Source organism: Mucilaginibacter flavidus (assembly GCF_024055575.1).
GTDB classification, from domain to species: Bacteria; Bacteroidota; Bacteroidia; order Sphingobacteriales; family Sphingobacteriaceae; genus Mucilaginibacter; species Mucilaginibacter flavidus.
This window is the reverse complement of record NZ_JAMXOE010000001.1, coordinates 200293-219108: the sequence shown is the minus strand read 5'-3', so window position 1 is coordinate 219108 and position 18816 is coordinate 200293. Positions and strand designations below refer to the sequence as shown.

The 18816-nt window shown below is 44.5% G+C and carries 9 protein-coding genes; 6 read left to right on the top strand and 3 right to left on the bottom strand.

Annotated elements, in window-relative coordinates; all coding sequences use genetic code 11:
• Positions 1-23 precede the first annotated feature (23 nt).
• From NAF19_RS00960 to NAF19_RS00950, 3 genes are all read left to right on the top strand, one after another.
• Complete coding sequence (locus NAF19_RS00960; protein WP_252787867.1) at positions 24-1013, top strand: family 43 glycosylhydrolase; 990 nt, start codon at positions 24-26, stop codon at positions 1011-1013.
• A gap of 586 nt (positions 1014-1599) precedes the next feature.
• On the top strand, positions 1600-4818 hold the full coding sequence (locus NAF19_RS00955) for a SusC/RagA family TonB-linked outer membrane protein (RefSeq protein WP_252787866.1): 3219 nt from the start codon (positions 1600-1602) through the stop codon (positions 4816-4818).
• A gap of 30 nt (positions 4819-4848) precedes the next feature.
• The gene (locus tag NAF19_RS00950; RefSeq protein WP_252787865.1) at positions 4849-6612 is read left to right on the top strand and encodes a RagB/SusD family nutrient uptake outer membrane protein; all 1764 of its coding nucleotides are present in this window, start codon (positions 4849-4851) and stop codon (positions 6610-6612) included.
• 280 nt (positions 6613-6892) lie between these two features.
• Here the strand turns inward: NAF19_RS00950 and NAF19_RS00945 are convergent, their stop codons facing one another.
• The gene (locus NAF19_RS00945) at positions 6893-8113 is read right to left on the bottom strand and encodes a multiheme c-type cytochrome (RefSeq protein WP_252787864.1); all 1221 of its coding nucleotides are present in this window, start codon (positions 8111-8113) and stop codon (positions 6893-6895) included.
• 6 nt (positions 8114-8119) lie between these two features.
• Positions 8120-8845 carry a hypothetical protein gene (locus NAF19_RS00940; RefSeq protein WP_252787863.1) on the bottom strand — a complete coding sequence of 242 codons (726 nt, stop codon included), beginning with the start codon at positions 8843-8845 and terminating at the stop codon, positions 8120-8122.
• 535 nt (positions 8846-9380) lie between these two features.
• Here NAF19_RS00940 and NAF19_RS00935 point away from each other — a divergent pair.
• From NAF19_RS00935 to NAF19_RS00925, 3 genes are all read left to right on the top strand, one after another.
• The gene (locus NAF19_RS00935) at positions 9381-12950 is read left to right on the top strand and encodes a VCBS repeat-containing protein (RefSeq protein WP_252787862.1); all 3570 of its coding nucleotides are present in this window, start codon (positions 9381-9383) and stop codon (positions 12948-12950) included.
• Between the two features lie 165 nt (positions 12951-13115).
• The gene (locus NAF19_RS00930; RefSeq protein ID WP_252787861.1) at positions 13116-13886 is read left to right on the top strand and encodes a 3-keto-disaccharide hydrolase; all 771 of its coding nucleotides are present in this window, start codon (positions 13116-13118) and stop codon (positions 13884-13886) included.
• Positions 13887-13897: 11 nt separating this feature from the next.
• Positions 13898-15505, top strand: coding sequence for a DUF5597 domain-containing protein (locus tag NAF19_RS00925; RefSeq protein WP_252787860.1), 1608 nt, complete (start codon positions 13898-13900; stop codon positions 15503-15505).
• A 2-nt stretch (positions 15506-15507) separates the two neighbouring features.
• Here NAF19_RS00925 and NAF19_RS00920 read toward each other — a convergent pair whose 3' ends face one another.
• A complete protein-coding gene (locus NAF19_RS00920) occupies positions 15508-18762 on the bottom strand; it encodes a glycosyl hydrolase (protein ID WP_252787859.1) in 3255 nt (1084 codons plus the stop codon).
• Between the last annotated feature and the right edge of the window lie 54 nt (positions 18763-18816).

The window sequence follows — 18816 nt, the reverse complement described above, 5'->3', positions numbered from 1 at the left end:
TCATACAGCAATCATTATTAGTTATGAAAAAACTCACCCTGAAGTCTATCAGCCGCTTATCAAAATTGGTATTATTGCCGGTGTTGCTTACGCATCTTTGGCAATTTTCGTCGGCACAAAAAAAATCAACAACCAATCCAATTGTTAAGGGCTATTATGCCGACCCAACCATTATAAAAGATAAAGGTGTGTACTACATCTACGCCACCATCGATCCCTGGGGAGGCAGCGAATTAGGTGTGTTTACAACAAAGGACTTTATTAACTTCCAAACCAAACATATTAACTGGCCAAGCAAGGCTGCGTGCACAAGTCCAACTTCCAACAATTCCATGGTATGGGCGCCATCAGTAAGGAAAGCGGTAAACGGTAAGTTTTACATGTATGTTGCTGTTGGTAGTGAAGTTTGGGCTGGTGTAAGCGACAAACCGCTTGGCCCCTGGAAAAATGCAAAAAATGATAACACGCCATTAATAACTGCAAATCAATTCCCGGCAGTGCACAATATAGATGCCGATTGTTTTATTGATGACGATGGCCAGGCTTACCTGTATTGGGGTTCGGGATTTAACTGGGTAAACGGGCACTGCATGGCGGTGAAATTAAAAAAGGACATGGTTACTTTTGATGGTACACCTGTTGAGATAACCCCGCCCCACTATTTCGAGGCGCCACACATGGTTAAGCGCAATAATTTGTATTATTTGATGTACTCGTACGGAAAAGCTATTGATGCAAGTTATCAAATTTGGTATTCGACCGGTAAAACACCGTTTGGGCCATGGACAGAATGCAAAAACGGCCCCATACTTTCAACCAGCGCCGACAGCACCACCGTAGGACCCGGCCACCATACCGTTTTTCAACAAAGCGGGCAATATTTTATTTTGTATCACCGTATTCATCCCCAAAAAAAGGAATTTGTGCTGCGCGAGCTTTGCCTTGATAGTTTGAACTTTGACGCTGAAGGTAACATCCTGAAAATAAATCCAAAAGGGATAAAAAGCTTTTAACGTCGTCCGCACACACACTATATTCATTTTTCTTAACCTGCTATTCGGCAATAAAGCATTGCTTGGTTTTCGCCTTCAACAGTTTTGATTTTTTTGCCCCCCGGAGAAAAAAAATGCCGCACACCGCAAGCGCGAAAACCTCATTTTTTGGTATGATACTATTTTAACTGATAATTTTTAAAAGTTGAACACGGTGGCAACAATAGTACCCCTGGCGGTACCAATAATGTTAAATATGCTGCGATTATTGTAGCATTTATTGATGATTTTTTAACTAAATATTAGTTAATGTATTGATTATTAGTTGATTAAAAAATGATTAACATTTGTGCTATAATCATTATCAATAGTGTTATCCCTTTTATCACTTCCTGTATAATTTTATAACTGTAACCAATTATAAAATCGCGGTCTCCGCATTTAATTAAACCGGGCAGGAATTTGTGCGAGTAACCACAATCGTCATAACTAAGGTTTTTTACATGCAGACCTTTAAACCAACACATGAATAATCAACTCGGGCTTTAAGCCCGGCATTATAATAATCAAACCAACACTTATAATCAATCATCCTAAATGACTCAAAATGAACAAAGATTTACTGTTTAACAAATTCAATAGTAGCAAAAAAACGATTTTCGTTTTTTTGTTTACTTTATTTACCTGCTTTGCCGCGGTAGCTCAAACCCGGCAGGTATCAGGCACGGTAAGTGATCCCGATGGCACCGTAATACCTGGCGCCGGCGTAAAAATAAAAGGGACAACAAACGGCACCGTGACCGATGTTAACGGTACCTTCAAACTCGCCGTTCCCGACAATGCAACACTGGTAATTAGCTTTGTGGGCTATGTAACCAAAGAAGTTGCCATAGGCAGCGGTAGCGTGTACAACGTTAAGCTTGCATCTGCGGTTAGCAACCTGAATGAGGTTGTGGTAGTATCGGTAGGTTACGGCACCCAAAAGCGCACCGACCTTACCGGTGCGATCAGTTCGGTTAGCGCGGCTACTATTGCTAAGGTTCCGGTTACTTCGGTTGAGCAAGCCTTACAAGGCCGTGCAGCAGGTGTGCAGGTTACCAATAACGATGCCAGCCCAGGCGGCAATGTTAGTATATTAATACGCGGTACCGGTAGTTTGGCACAATATGGCAACAGTCCTTTATATGTTGTTGATGGTTACGCACTCGAAACAGGTGGTATTAATAACATCAACCCAAGTGATATTGCATCTATCGACATTTTAAAGGATGCTTCTGCAACATCTATTTATGGTATACGTGCAGCCAACGGTGTGGTTATCATCAATACCAAAAAAGGTAAAAAAGATGGTACCACAGTTGAGTTTAACGCCTACACAGCTTTCCAAAGCAGACCTAAAGAGTACAAATTATTAAACGCCCAGCAATTTGCTACACTGGCTGTGCAACAGGCAGCAGACGATCCTGCAAAGCAGTTTAGTGTGCTATCCAACTGGAACGACCCGACATCGCTTACCAGTGTTGATTGGCAAAATGCAATTTACCGTACTGGTTTAACACAAAATTATAGCCTTGCTATACGCGGTGGTAACGACAAGGTTCAGTCGTCGGCTTCAATTGGTTATTATGATCAGAAAGGTATAGTGCTTGGCTCATTCTTTAAAAGGCTTACACTGGGTCTTAACCTTGATTATCAGCCTACCAAATGGTTAAAATCATCAACCAGTGCCAAGTACAGCTATCAAAATGCTAACAACCCGTTTGGTACCGGTTCATTGGGTAACCTGGCGCAATTACCACCAACGCTTGACGGTGGTAACAAGCAGACCAGCCAGATAAGTGATAGTAACGGTAACTACGGTTTTTTTAATCCTATTTATACCTATGTTGCTAAATATAACAACCCGGTTTACGGCATCAGCCACAATCAATACCAAAACATAAGCCAGTTCTTTTTAACCAACTCATCGTTGGAAGCCACCATCATTGAGGGCCTTAAAATCAAAACCAACGCGGGTGTTACCGTAACAGGTATAAACGGCTCCTATTTTCAACCTGAAGATGACCGCCTGGTTAACCAGTATGGCTCACAGGCGGGTGCAACTCAAAATGCATTCTACAATCAAAACTTAAATACCTCGTTTGACTGGATATGGGAAAATACACTTTCTTATAATCGCACTTTTGGCAAACATACTATTGATTTCTTAGGTGGTGTGTCTGAACAGGAATTAACCAACAATGGTTTCAGCGGCAGCGGTGTCCCTCCAAATTCTCAAATCCGGGATATATCGCAGGTTAGCAATTTAAAGCTTGGCACCAGCGCGCAAAACATTCAGTCGCTTGCATCGCAGTTTGTAAGGTTGAGCTATAACTATGCCGGCAGGTACTTTATTACCGGTACTGTACGTCGCGACGGTTCCTCAAAATTTGATGTTGGGCATAAATATGGTACGTTCCCATCAGGAGCTGTGTCATGGAAAGTAAAAGAAGAAGACTTTTTGAAAGGTGTTGACTGGCTTACCAATTTTAAATTAAGGGGTAGCTATGGCGAGGTTGGTAACGAAGGCCCTATCGGCTTGTTCCAATACGAAGCACAATATTCAACAGGTTCAGCATCTACCAATAGCGGAAACCTTGGTTATCCGTTCAATAAAATATACCAGCCAGGTATAGCGGCAACATCTCCTGAGAATCCGAACCTTCGGTGGGAAACTGATTACCAAACCGATATCGGTGCTGATATGGCATTTTTACATGGCGATTTGACCCTAACTGTTGATTGGTTTAACAGGAAATCGAAAGACTTTTTGTTATATATTGCTGTACCGCCGCAAACAGGCTATACCAACGAATCACAAAACGTAGGTACAATGAGCAACAAAGGCTGGGAGTTTGCCCTGAATTACAGCCACGCCACTTCAAGCGATTTAAGGCTTGGAGCTGGTTTAACGGTTTCATTCATTACAAATAAACTTACCGCCTTAAACTCCGGTACAACTTTTATAACCAACCCGCTTAACAGTCCCAATGGTGCTGTTAACCTGAATGGCCAGGGCTGGGGAGTTTATAGCGAAACCCACATCGGCCAGCCGGTTGGTGAGTTTTTTGGATATAAATCAATAGGTGTTATCCAATCGCAAGACCAAATTAATGCATTAAACGCAAATGCATCAGCCAAAACAAATGGCGTTAATAAATTTTACTACCAGGCGCTTACCGGCCCGGGCGATAGGTTATTTGCTGATATTAACGGCGACGGCGTTGTAAACGCAAGCGACCAGGTTAGCTTAGGCAACCCGCAACCAAAGTTTTTTGGAGGCCTTAATCTTGATGCTACCTACAAGGCATGGGATATTAACCTTTACTTCTACGGCAGCTACGGCAACAAAATTTTAAACTACGAAGAAAGCAACCTGGAAACTTTCCAGAACCGCGGTTTCGTAGGGGTTGAAAACCTTAGCCAGGAATATTATAAAAATGCCTGGACCAAATCAAATCCGTCAAATGAATTCACCAGGATTTACTATAACGATAACTCGTACCTCAACTCGGTTCCTTCGAGCCAATGGATTGAAAACGGCAGCTATCTGAAACTGAAAACCTTAACAATTGGCTATACGCTGCCAAGCGCTTTGGTTAGGAAGCTTTCGATATCAAAACTAAGGCTTTACGCATCAACCCAAAACCTGTTTACCATAACCGGTTACAAAGGTTTAGATCCTGAAATTGGTACACAGGGTGGCTTTGGTACACAAAATGGTATTGATAACGGTACTTATCCTTCATCGAAATATTTCACCGTTGGTTTAAACGTAACTTTCTAATAAAGAAGATAAATAATTAAAGACATGAAAATGAAAAAGAAAAATATCACCCTTGTCGCCATCTGCCTGTTTGCGGTGCTGATGATACCACTGGGATGTAAAAAAGACTTTTTAACGCAAACAAATCAGCAAAACTCTACGGCCTCAGGTACATTTACAAAATCGCAGGATGTTGTTGCGCTGGTAAACAGTATTTACGATAGCTACCAGAACAGTGATCTGATGAAGAAGTCAATTTGGTACTATGCAAACTTCTTCTCGCACGACTGGTATAATGACGGTGCCGACGTTGCATGGAACTCATACACCATCAGCCCTACTTTTGGTGCGATTGACACTTTTTGGAGGAATGCCTACATCGCTATTGCAAGGGCTAACTCGGTATTCGGCATAGTAGAAACCGCCAAAGCCAAGGGTGTAGTTACTCCCGAACTGGCAAATCGGTTAACAGGCGAAGCTTACTTTATGAGGGGCATGACCTATTACTATCTTGCCGGTACTTTTGGCGGTGTTCCGCTGGAATTAAAACCGGGCGGCACAGGCTTAACGCCGCGCAGCACACAGGACCAGGTATTTGCCCAGGTAGTATCTGATATGAAACAAGCTGAAGGTTTATTGTTGTCAAAATCAGCTTTACCTGCAGCCGAACTTGGCCGTGCCACAAAAGGCGCTGCTTACGGTTACGAAGGCGCTGCCCAAATGTGGTTAAAGAAATATGATTTGGCTTTAGCTGCATTTAACAACAGCGAGCTTACTTCGAACTATCATTTAATGCCCAACTTTGTTGACGTTCACGAATTTAACCACCAGAACAATGACGAGTCGTTATTTGAAATTCAGTTTGATTTGCCAACAGGTGAATCACAAAGCTGGGACGGCGGCTGGCAAAATGGCGGCGAAATTGCCTGGATTGATGATTTTAGCTGGCCACACGAAATAAGCGGTTTTGGTTATGACTATGGAAACCCTGGCCTTTGGTACTCATACCAGGCTGGTGACTTGCGTAAAACATTAACTATTATAGGCCCTGGCGACGAAATTCAGAGTCCTGGCATTATAGCCAAATGGGGCGGAATAAAAGGTTACGCGGTTGTGAAAGCCGGCTTTGCCAACAACGTAAAGGACAACGCTTCGCAAACCTACTCATCATACAAAGGTGACGACGACCAAATTATAAACACCTGCGGTGCGTTAAGGCAACCATGGTATGGCGATGACCTTACCCGCTCAGGTTACTACTGCGCAAAAAAATGGCGCGATCCAAACCTGACCGGCGCAAATGGTACATCGGCCATCTTCGGTTCACAAGACCAGATCCTACTGCGCTATGCTGAAGTTATACTTGACAGGGCTGAGTGTAAAGTACACACCGGAGATATCCCGGGAGCAATGGCCGACTTGAAATTAGTTAGAGACCGTGCCTTTGGTGGTACTGCACCTCCAGTTATGCAGGATGGCCTTACCTATGATGGCAAAGCTACCACCCCGATAACCGATCCGATGCAAATGGTTTTAAGCGAATATCGCCATGAGTTAAGCGGTGATTACTCGCTGTTTTACAACCTGCGTCGTGCCGGTGGTACAACCCCAGGCCAGGTAGCCCGTGATTTTATCCACGCTGCTTATGGCACTACTGACAACCTGAACCCACAACCTTATCCATACGGCCCAACAGCTGATGGTAAGTTGCATGGCGTTTGGCGTACATCGTTGCCTGTTGGTCACGATATTTGCCCAATCCCGCAACCCGAAATCGGTTTGAACCCAAATCTTACGCAAAACTCTGGTTACTAGTTAGTTGATTTAATATATTCTGTAAATGCCGCTTCGGAAGGAGCGGCATTTTTTTTGCAATGTCGCCTGGTTTTGCGCAGGCCTGCGACCTGCGCTGACGAAGGGCGCCCCTTTGGGGCTGGTGGTATAAAGAAAATAGTATGATTTTGGGCCAAAATCAAAAAACGTTATTTGGTCCGTGTTTCTCAAATGAACCGATATTTCATAGCTCCAACGGGGTGGCATCCATCAGCACAGGTCGATGGCCTGTGCGTTATAGGCAATGTCATCTCATCGTAATTTATTTCCCAGCCGCCATCGCCAAAACCTTTTTCACTTGCTGCGGATAAATGGCTATATGATGCGTATGCACCAAAATATCGGCCGATGCACTTTTGGTTTGGGTTGGCGCGATAATCACTCTTGAGGGTAGTGCCGGCATATGGCATTGTACGCAATTGGTTTTAATTAACTGTGCATCAATGGTATTGGCCATTTTGCAATAATTGTGCTTGGTGGTACTATGGCAACCCAGGCACTTTTGGGAATAAAGCAAAAGGTTGCCCCGTTGGTTTTGGTGAGTATCGTGGCAGGTTTGGCAATCAAGTTTGCTGCCCATAAAACATTTGCTGCTTTGCAAAAGTTGAATTTGATTGCCGTGCACGTCGAGGTGGCCGGTATCAATGGCGCCGACCATTTCCGGCAACTTGTAATTGGCCAGCGTGTCGCCAGGGGCAAAGCCAAAAGTTGAGCGCAACATTGGGCTTTTATTGCCCGAATGACATACCCCGCAAACATCCAGTTTGCGTTCGCGCGGTAAAGACTTGAAGCTTGCAATATATTTCGCAGTTTTTACTTCAGGGTAGTTGGTTTGAAACTCAACATGCCGTGCGCCCGGGCCGTGGCACTTCTCACAGTCTATCCCGTATACCAAGCTGCCTTTATCAAATTGCTCACCTCCAGTTAGTTGTGGTGATTTATCGGGTATTCCGCCAATGTTACTGGCGTGGCATTCCATACACCTGGTAGCAATTGGCCGGTTAAAATATACCTGGCCCGGCATATAGCCCGGGCTCATCAGCCATTGGTTTTGCATTGAATAGTACGAAACCGGCAGCTGGTTTAAGGCATTGCCGTGCCAATACAAGTAACTTTCGCCTTTTACGCCGCCCAAAACAATATCAAAACGGTGGCTTTCCACTTCTTTCCCGTTCAAATAATAGGTTTGAAATAACCCGCTATCGCGCTTTTCCATAACAATTTTTTGCGATGGGCTGAAATCAAAAACATTCGCATTTTTAGCGAAACTGCCGTGGATAGTACTAAGATTGGCCGGAACTGTTGCCAAATAATGTGCCGTATGCAGGGATGAGTTGGAAATAGCGCTGTGGCATTTTGCACATGTTGCTGCGCCGGCATAGGCTTCCCCACGCGGATCGGCGGGTTTTGCGGTTTTACATTGCATGTAAACAAAACAGGCCATTATTGCGCAAATTGCTGCAACAACATTTATCTTCTTCATATACAGTTAAAAGGTAAAATCAAATCCCGGCTTATATTCCCAGGTACCTTGTTTGTTTACCTGGTAAAATTTGATGGTATTGCCACTCAAAACCCCCATCGACCCGGTATTTAAATAAAAAACCTGGTCTACCGCACCGGTACTTGTAAACGTAAGATTACCACGATTGGCCCAGTTGCCTTGCGGATCTACGTAATAAAACCTAACGGTTTTGCCCGCCCGCACAGCTAAAAAATTATTTCCGGGGGTGAATGCGCCATCAATGTCGTCATCGTTCACGAAGTTTTTGAGCGGACTGGCCGCCCACTGGCCTTGTTTATTGGTTTCATAAAACTTAATAGTTTTACCGCGCCACGCCCCGATTGTGCTATAATTGATAGAAAAAACGCCGTCGGTTTTATCGGTGAGTGTAAGGTCTTTACCTTGACTATAGTTCCAGGCGCCAGACCTATCAGTATGATAAAATTTTATGTTTTTGCCATCCCTTGCCCCAATGTAGCTGCCAAAGAAATAAAATACCTGCTCCGCGCCGCCGGGGTTTTTAAAATCTTTGTTTGGGCCGTATATCCATTTCTTTTGGTCCTTTGTTTCGTAAAACTTCACCATCCCATCGTGTTTTAGCCCTATAAAATTATCGTTCAAATAAAATACTTGTGTAGCAGGTGTGTTTTTGCATTTTAATAACAGTATCGATAATGAAATTATTGAAAAAATAAATACGGTTCTCTTCAAATTGTTTAGCCCTGGCATTTGGTTTAATTCTATCGGTTTTATTAAAAGTTCTATAAGTATAACTTGTCAAAAAAAGCAGTTTTTTATTGAATGTTTTATCGCTTTTGATAATGTGCTTTTTTGACCGGTCTTAACGCTAAATATAAATAAAATACGCCTGTATTTGCCCGATTTTCATTATATTTATTTTGTATGTAAAATCCTTTAATTTAATATAAAATGTTTATTTACAGTGTATTATAAGATAGACAAAATGAGAAATGCAAACTGCTTTTTTTAATGATTTGCTGTTTTGAATATAGAATGTACTTTTTGTATTACAACAGGTAAATCATTGAAATTAAATTTGATTTCCGGCTAAAGAAACTGGATTTAAATAGGATGCAATTTTCAGAATTACAGGCTTAAGATAATAACGATATAAACCAAAAAAATGAACACAAATAATCATATTATTGAATGTTTGATAAGATTAATTTAATAATAATATTCAATAAAATAGTTATTTAATATAATAAAAATATTCTGATTGATAATGGACAAACCGATACTTTTAGCGCTCGTTTCGTGTGTAATATGTTTTTTTTCGTGCAAAAAACCAACGTTGTTCCAGCAGATTTCGTCGTCTCACTCGGGCATTACTTTTAACAATACCATTGCCGAAAACGACTCTATAAACCCGCTTGACATCGTAAATATTTACAACGGCGGCGGTGTAGGGATTGGTGATTTTAACAACGATGGGCTGCAGGATATCTACTTTACCGGAAACCGCGTAGCAAACAAACTCTATATAAATAAAGGCGATTTTAAGTTTGAAGATGTTACCGATAAGGCCGGCGTTGGTGGCATGGGCAGGTGGGGTCGGGGTGTATCCGTCATCGATATCAACAACGACGGGCTTGCCGATATTTATGTGTGTAATACCATTTATAAGGAACCGCTGCAGCGCCGCAACCTGCTGTATATTAACCAGGGCGCAGATAAAGACGGGGTGCCGCATTTCAAAGAAATGGCAAAGGAATACGGATTGGATATCAATGTACAATCGACAATGGCTGCATTTTTTGATTATGATAACGATGGCAATTTAGATATGTACCTTACTGTAAACGAAGCTAATGAGCATTATTACCCCAATGTGTTTGGCTCGAAGGACAAAGGCCTGATTCCGAGCATGGGGCGGCTATACCATAACGAATGGGATGCAAAACTAAACCACCCGGTGTTTAAGGATGTATCGGCAAAAGCGGGTATAAAGTACCAGGGTTTCGGACATGCTGCTACTATAGTCGACATTAACCGCGATGGCTGGAAAGACATTTATGTAAGCAACGATTTCCTGTCGTCAAACCTGCTTTATATCAATAACCACGATGGTACTTTCACCGATCGGTCCAAAGAATATTTTAAGCACACATCGTTTAACGCCATGGGGCAGGACGTCATCGACATAAATAATGACGGGCTTGCCGATGTGTTTGAGCTGGATATGAACCCCGAGGATAATTACCGTAAGAAAATGATGTTGGGCCCCAACAGCTACCAGTCGATACAAAGCTTTGATCTATTCGGCTATCAATATCAGTATGTACGAAATACGTTGCAGATAAACCAGGGCTCAAGGGTTTTACAAAATGATAGCGTTGGCAGCCCGGCGTTCAGCGAAATTGGTTTTATGAGCGGCACGGCCCAAACTGACTGGAGCTGGACACCTGTGATAACTGATTTTAACAATGACGGCTTTCGGGATATTATCATTACCAATGGTTTCCCTAAAGATTTAACTGACCACGATTTTATGACTTATCGCCAAAATGCATTTGCCATAGGCTCAAAAAAACAGGTGCTTGACCAGATACCCTCAGTAAAAATTCATAACTATGCCTACCAAAATAATGGCGACCTGACTTTTAAGGACGAAACTACAGACTGGGGCCTCAATACTCCCACCTTTTCTAACGGCGCCGTATATGCCGATTTGAATAACGATGGGGCTATGGATATGATTATTAATAATATTAATGACGAGGCCCTTATATATAAAAATACTTCGCGCGATAAGGACACGGTTAATACCAATTATATCCATCTGAAATTTAAAGGAGATGCCCATAACCTGAACGGCTTTGGCGCCTGGGCCGATATTTATTACGACAATGGCAAACACCAGGTAGCGGAGAATAATCCATATCGGGGCTACCTGTCGACAAATCAAAATGTAGCCCACTTTGGGTTAGGTAAAATCCGCGTGCTGGATTCTATTGTGGTACGCTGGCCAAATGGTAAAAAACAAGTATTGCAGCAGGTTAAGGCTGATAGGTTACTCACCGTTAATGCGGCTGATGCCAAACAAGCCTACGCATGGGATAGCCCAAAAACGGCAGACAAGACCCTGTTTACCGAAGTAACTAAAGCAAAAGGCATCAATTTCGTGCATAACGAAAAGGATTTTGTTGACTTTAACATCCAGAAACTACTGCCACATAAATTATCAGACTACAGCCCGGCACTGGCAGTTGGCGATATTGATGGCAATGGCCTGGATGATATTATAGTTGGAGGCAACTCAATTTACCCGGCGCAGGTATTTTTACAGCAGCAAAACGGTGCTTTTGTCCAGCATGCATTTGCAGCAGAGCAAAACACCTTCTCGAATATAAAAGATGAAGGCATGCTTTTATTTGATGCCAACGGCGATGGTAAATTAGACCTGTACATAGCTCATGGCGGCTACCAAAATGCACCTAACGACAGCACTTACCAGGATAAGCTTTACCTGAACGATGGCAAAGGCAATTTTAAACCGGCCAATGATGCGCTCCCAATAAATCATACCAGCAAACTGTGTGTAAGGGCATTTGATTATAATAAAGACGGCAAGCCCGACCTTTTTGTATCCGGCAGGGTCGACCCATGGAATTATCCGAAGCCGGTATCTAGCTGCATTCTAAGAAACGACAGTAAAAATGGGGTGGTAAAATTTACAGACGTGACCGCCGAGGTGGCTCCTGCGCTGAAAAACATTGGCCTGGTATGCGATGCCCTGTTCACCGATTACGATAACGACGGCTGGCCCGACCTGGTGCTGGCCGGAGAATGGATGCCGGTAACCTTTCTGAAAAATGACCACGGAATATTTAAGAACGCAACCCAGTCCACAGGTATTGCCGGTAAAACCGGTTGGTGGAACAGCATAGTTGCCGGCGATTTCGGGCATACCGGCCGCATGGATTATATTGTAGGGAATGTTGGGCAAAACACCCTTTACAAGGCCAGCGAGCAATACCCGGTTTATGTTACCGCTAAGGATTTTGATAAAAACGGCGAATACAGCGCCTTTACCTCCATCTTTTTGCCGGATGTAACCGGGGTTAAAAAGGAATTCCCTGCTGTGGGGCGCGAGGATATTTTGAAGGAGATGATCAGCATTAAAAAGCGGTATACCAATTACAAATCGTACGCTTTGGCAACCATGGATGAAGTGATAACACCCGAAATGCGAAAAGGCGCGTTGCGGCTAAAATTAAACACTTCGCAATCGTGCTATATCCGCAACGATGGCAACGGCAAATTTACGATGATACCACTACCCAACCAGGCACAAATATCGGCCATAAACGGCATGGTGGTCGACGACTTTGATGGCGACGGCAACCTTGACGTGGTGATAAACGGCAACGATTATGGTACTGAAGTTGGAGTAGGCCGGTACGATGCGTTGAACGGCCTGATGCTGAAAGGCAACGGTAAAGGCGGATTTACCCCGCAAAGCATATTGCAAAGCGGCATCTACATCCCCGGAGATGGAAAGGCGCTGGTAAAGCTACAAAACAGCAAAGGCGGCTACATGCTGGCCGCCAGCCAAAACCGGGGGGCGTTGAAATTATTTCAGCTTAAGGCAAATGGGCATAACATAAAACTGCTGCCCGATGATGAAAGCGCCATTATAATTTGCACCAATGGCAAAAAAGAAAAGCAGGAGTTTTACTATGGCTCGTCGTTCCTGTCGCAATCTGGCCGGTTTTTTACGGTGGGGAAGGATGTGAAGAGCGTTGTGGTGACGAATGATAAAGGGCAGAGCAGGAGTATTGGCATAAACTAATTTTGTCATTCTGAACGCAGTGAAGAATCTTCTGCGAGCGATATGAACGCGGATAGGTATGGTGCTGACTTGTCAAATTGATAAGATTCTTCACTGCGTTCAGAATGACAAATGGCTTATTTAAAAGCTTTTAACGCAAATTAACCAATTTCAATAAATACCAAAATGAAACATACCCTCATTCTCACAACAATACTTACCGGCAGCTTTTTTATAGCAGCCGCCCAGCAATCCGCTAAACCAGAGGATACTGAAATTTATGAGCCGGTGCCAAAAATTGTTACGCCCGGCAAAATGCCTGGCGCTGCACCTTCAGATGCTATTATCCTGTTTGGTGGTGACAACCTCGACCATTGGGTATCAAACAAAGATACCACCGCTGCAGCCGGCTGGATAGTTGCCGACCATATCATAACCGTCAACAAAGCCGCAGGCGATATCCAAACCCGCAGGCGTTTTATGGATTTTCAGCTGCATGCCGAATACCGCATACCCACCAACATCACCGGCAGCGGACAGGCACGTGGTAACAGTGGGATATTTTTAGCTGCCCTGCCATGGGGCGCGGGTGGTTACGAATTACAGGTGCTGGATAATTTTAATAATAAAACCTATGTAAACGGGCAGGTGGGTAGTATTTACAAACAATCGGTACCGCTGGCAAACGCCGCACTGCCGCCGGGCGACTGGCAAACCTATGATGTGGTTTGGACAGCCCCCCGTTTTAACGACGACGGCACGGTAAAATCACCTGCGCGCGTAACGGTTTTTCATAATGGTGTACTCGTACAAAACAACTTTGAATTGAGAGGCGATACTCCTTACATCGGGCAACCCGCATATCGCAAACACGGCCCATCGCCTATAAAATTACAGGCCCATGGTGATAAAAGCGAACCTATCAGCTACCGCAATATTTGGGTTAGGGAATTATAAATATGATGACGATGCTTAGAAAAATAACGATTTGCATAGGGATAGCCTTATTGGCAATTATAAAAACTTTCGGACAGGCCAACCCGCTCCCCCGACTTATTGAAAAAAATGGCCGGTACGCCTTATTGGTTGATGGCAAGCCATTTTTTATGCTGGGCGCGCAGGTGCACAACTCCAGCGGCTGGCCTGGCATGATGCCCGCAGTTTGGCGGGCAGCGGAGCAAATGCACCTCAATACCATCGAAATTCCCATATATTGGGAACAAATTGAATCCCAACAGGATAAATTTGATTTTTCGGTAGTTGATAAGCTGCTTGCCGAATCGCGGCAGCATAAAATGCGCCTGGTGCTGCTTTGGTTTGGCACCTGGAAAAATGGTAGCAACCATTACATGCCCGAATGGATGAAGCATGATGCTGGCAAATATCCCAACATCTCCGGCAAAAACGATAAGCACATCGATTCGCCTTCGCCGCATAGCCAGGCTACTTTGGATGCCGATGTAAAGGCATTTACACAGGTGATGAAGCACTTAAAAGCCGCTGATGCACAACACACGGTTATAATGGTGCAGGTTGAAAATGAATCGGGGGCGTGGGACAGTATGCGCGATTATTCACCTGTGGCCCATAAACTATTTGAAGGCAATGTGCCGTCGGAATTGTTAAAACCAGCGATGCTGAAGGCCCTAAACGTTCCTGAAGGCGCGCAAGGTACCTGGCAAAAAGTATTTGGCGAAAGGGCCGACGAGTATTTTCATGCGTGGTCTGTCGCCCGGTTTATAGGGAAGGTTGCTGCCGCAGGCAAAGCGCAGTATGCTTTACCATTATATACCAACGCAGCCCTGCGCGATCCGTTGACCAATCCTATGGCAAATACCTACGAAAGCGGTGGCCCTACAGATAATGTTATCCCGATTTGGAAAGCAGCGGCCCCGGCGCTGGATTTACTCGCCCCCGATATTTACCTGCAAGGCAGCGAAAGGGTTTTAAAAGTGCTGGAACTCTACAATCGGCCGGATAACGCGCTTTTTGTACCTGAAGCGGCTTTCACCCCTGAAAATGCAAAATACCTGTACGAAGTACTGGCCGGTGGTGGCATAGGTTTTTCGCCGTTTGGATTGGACGATAATGGAAGGGGAGACTCGCCGGAAAAAGTTGCCGAACATGTAGCGCCCTACGGTCACGACTATGCAGTGGCAGGCAATATGATGCGGGAACTGGCGCAATGGGCATTTGAAGGTAAGATAAAAGCTGTTGTTGAGCGCGAAGACCATGCTGACCAAACGATAGACCTTGGCGCATGGCAGGCAGTGATATCATTTGGCAACAGCAGGCCCAATGTCACTGAAATCAACAAACAGCCCATCGGCAAACTGATGATTGTAAAACTTGGCGAAAATAATTTCATCGCCATTGGCACACAAAGTCATATCACTTTTAAGCCCACAGGATCCAACACCGGTAAGGCCTGGCAATACATAAAAGTAGAAGAAGGCAGTTATCAAAGTGGTGCTTTTAAACCATTAAGGATATTGAACGGCGACGAAACCGACTGGGGCGGCCCAAGGTTTGGCGAAAAGCCAACGGTGTTGCGGATAGAATTGGTGGTGAGGTAATCTTAATACCTCACCATCTCAACCTTTACAGGCCCTAACAATCCCGATGATTCCAGCCCGTTTTTTGGATTTGGCAAAATAAACGCCGATGTCTTTCTTTCGGCAACCGGCAGCATGCTATCGCCTACTAAACGGTTTACCCACGTGTTTACCACTTTTATTTTCAACTTGTTGTGGCCGGGTTTTATGGCTTTGGTAATATCAACTTTGTAAGGTGGCGTCCAGGCACCACCAACGTCAATACCGTTAACCGTAACTTTTGCTATAGCCCTGGCGTCGCCCAGATCAAGCAGGTAAGTCTCGCTTTTTACTTTTTTAGCTAACCTGAATGCATTGTTGTAAATCGCGGCGCCTGAGTAATATTTTATGCTATCATTACTGTTATCAATCCAATTGCTCAGCCCATCAAATACCACCGGTTTGGCAGGGCCGCGCATCTTGCTGTCGAAATTGACTATCCATGGGCCTGTCACATCAATAGTTCGCTTCGCTGCCGGGAAGTTCGGCCGGTTGCTGCCTTTTATGGCTGGTTTGCTGAAAATTACAAATGCGCTTTCAAACGGCGCCAGGGTTAAAGGTACCGAAGTTGTTGAGGTTGTTTGTTGAAAGGCCGGGAGATTACGCACACTGCCAGAAATAGCGTTCCACAATTCGGGCTGTTTCCCGGTTAACCGGAAATCTGCATTAATATTTACGGTGGTGTTTTTTTGGTTAGAGATAAAATAAGCATCGCCACCGGTTAATTTACGGTGAATGAAAAGGATGGAGTCGCTGCCGGTAATTTTGGCATCTGGGACAACTTTTATAAAATCAAAAGCCTGCTGCATGTCCATGCCGTTAATTACCAGTCCTTTGCCGTAGTGGTTAACTTTTGTCGATGTTCCGTCGATATCACCCCATAGTTCATTTGCAACAGTTGAAACTTGCTTATCAGCCTCAGGATAGTTTTGAAGGCTTGGTGATAACTGCGGTTTTGGGCCAAGTATAACCGCACCTTGCTGCACAAGCTCTTTGATTTTCAACAGCAATTCGGGGCGCATGGTGTTGAGTTTCGGTAAAACCAGCACGCTATAGGTAATGCCATTTGGAAGAACGAGTTTGCCGTCTTTTACCGTCAGCCGGTTTTTTATTACCTCGCCGTTGATATAATCGAATGAGTAGCCTTGCGGGACTGCCGGGTCGGATACCCCGGTCATTTTTGGGGCATCTTCGCCTATAAAGTATGCGGCATCGGCCACGTACCGGCCCTGTTGCAGCATCATGTTACAGCGTTTTATGTATTTCAAAAATATATCCATATCAAAAAACCAGGTATTCAGCCGGTTAAATTCCACGCCAAACCAGGCATCGAGCCCAGGTAATTTGTCGTCGGCAGGCTGCTCGATATAAACATGCAGCAAAGTGTTATTTATGCCTTCGGTAAAAAAACGGTCGCCGCGTTTTTTAAACATGGCCGGGTAGCGGAAAAATGGGTTGCCCGCGGCGGTAAATGATTCGGCTGATACTTTGGTTTTGCCGTAAATATGTGCCGATGATGACGCCGCGCGGTTTTCAATATCGCCCAGGTCGCCCTCGTTCCAAAACTCGCCCCCAATCTCATCCGACTGGCTCCCATATTGCATGAACTCTCCGGGATAACCCCAATGACCATAATTTTCCAGCCAGGTAGTCAGCCCGTTTTTATGACTGATTTCGCGCAGGCCGCCTACATATTTATAGGACACATCGTCTGCTATCAACCGCCTTAAATCCCACAAAAAACGATCGCTTATATCCTGACTGCCTACTACTTTTCCCTGGAGCACCGGCATATAAGGTGTTGGATCGTAATTGTATGCCTGCTTAAATTCGGCTATTAAATTATCTGTCCAGTTTTGGCTGCCGGTTTCGTAGCTGTCCTCAACCACCACCTTCCATGTTTTGCGGTCTTCGGGCGGTATACGCTTTAAAATCTCGCCCATATAGGCATTAAAATGTTGTTCGATATGCTGGCGGCTCATTTTATCAACCTCCAACCCGGTACCCTGCGGCGGGGCAGGCGAGTTATGCACGTTGGTGGGCGCCATGCCGGTGCGCTCAATAACCCAATTGCCGGCTGGTATGTTCCAGTTCAGCGTGCCATCGGCAGCCATGTTTGCAGATATGTCAATAACTTTTGCAGGGTCGATGATGTAGGCAGAGGGCTCGGCAGTTTGGGGTAACCACTGATAAGCCGTCCAGAATGGGTGAGGAGTGGGCCAGGTTTTAGCCAGCGTTTTTTCGATATAATTCTCCACCATCGGAGTAGCCGAGAGTTTAATTTCGGCGATGTCGCAATTGGACGATATGGATGTAAAAACCACCCTGAAATTGGTGGACGAAGTTGCTGGTATAGAAAAAGCCGCCGGTCCGTAAGGCGTAAAACCAACATTCAGGTTATCGTTCGAACGGTCGATGGTAACATGTTTAATGGTGGTATATCCGCCGTTTATTTTTGCCTGTAAATCAGCTTCCAGGCTAACGGTTTTGTGTACCGGGATTATAACTATACTGCGAACGGTATATGGCGTTGTGGTTGTAAAATCGACAGTAAACGGCTGGTGTTGGGTTAAATGTATAGCTGTCGCGTTATTATTGTCAGTAAGGTTATTGATCGAGTCGATAACCGGTACTGATGTCATCGCTGGCTTTAAACTGCTGATATCTGTATTAAAATCATCGGCTACCGGGTAGGCTAAAACTTTTACGTCCTGGAAATCTTTTTGGGGTTTATCCAGTTTTTTGTTGAATGCCAGCGGCCCCTTCACCATCAACTGTGATGAAGTGAGGTAACGCATGGATTGCTCCGGCTTGATCCATGGCCCGCCCGATTGGCTCCAGCCTGGTCCGTTAAAAATACCGATCTGGATATTTAACCGCGTGGCTGTTTTGAGCGCCGTATGCAAAACATCCCACCACTCATCCGAAAACATTTTTACTTTCCCATAAGGCACATCATCCAAACCGATGTTGCCGATAAACGCCCGGTTAATGCCCACCTTTTTCATGGCCTCCAAATCTTTCACCACGCCTTCTTTCGAGATATTGTCTGATATCCAGTACCAGTAAACGCTGGTTTGTACGGAATCAGGGATGTTGATGAAGCCGGTTTCTAGAGTTTTAAGGGCTGTATTGCTGTTTAACGACGTTTTTTTATTGTGCTTTGCCTGGCCGTTGGAACGGATAGCAAAAGCAGTTAGCAGCAACAAGCAGAAACATGTTGATTTAAGTGAAGGCATATTAAATTGGTAAATTTTAAACAAAAGGCGTTACCGGTGCAAATGGCACGGGTA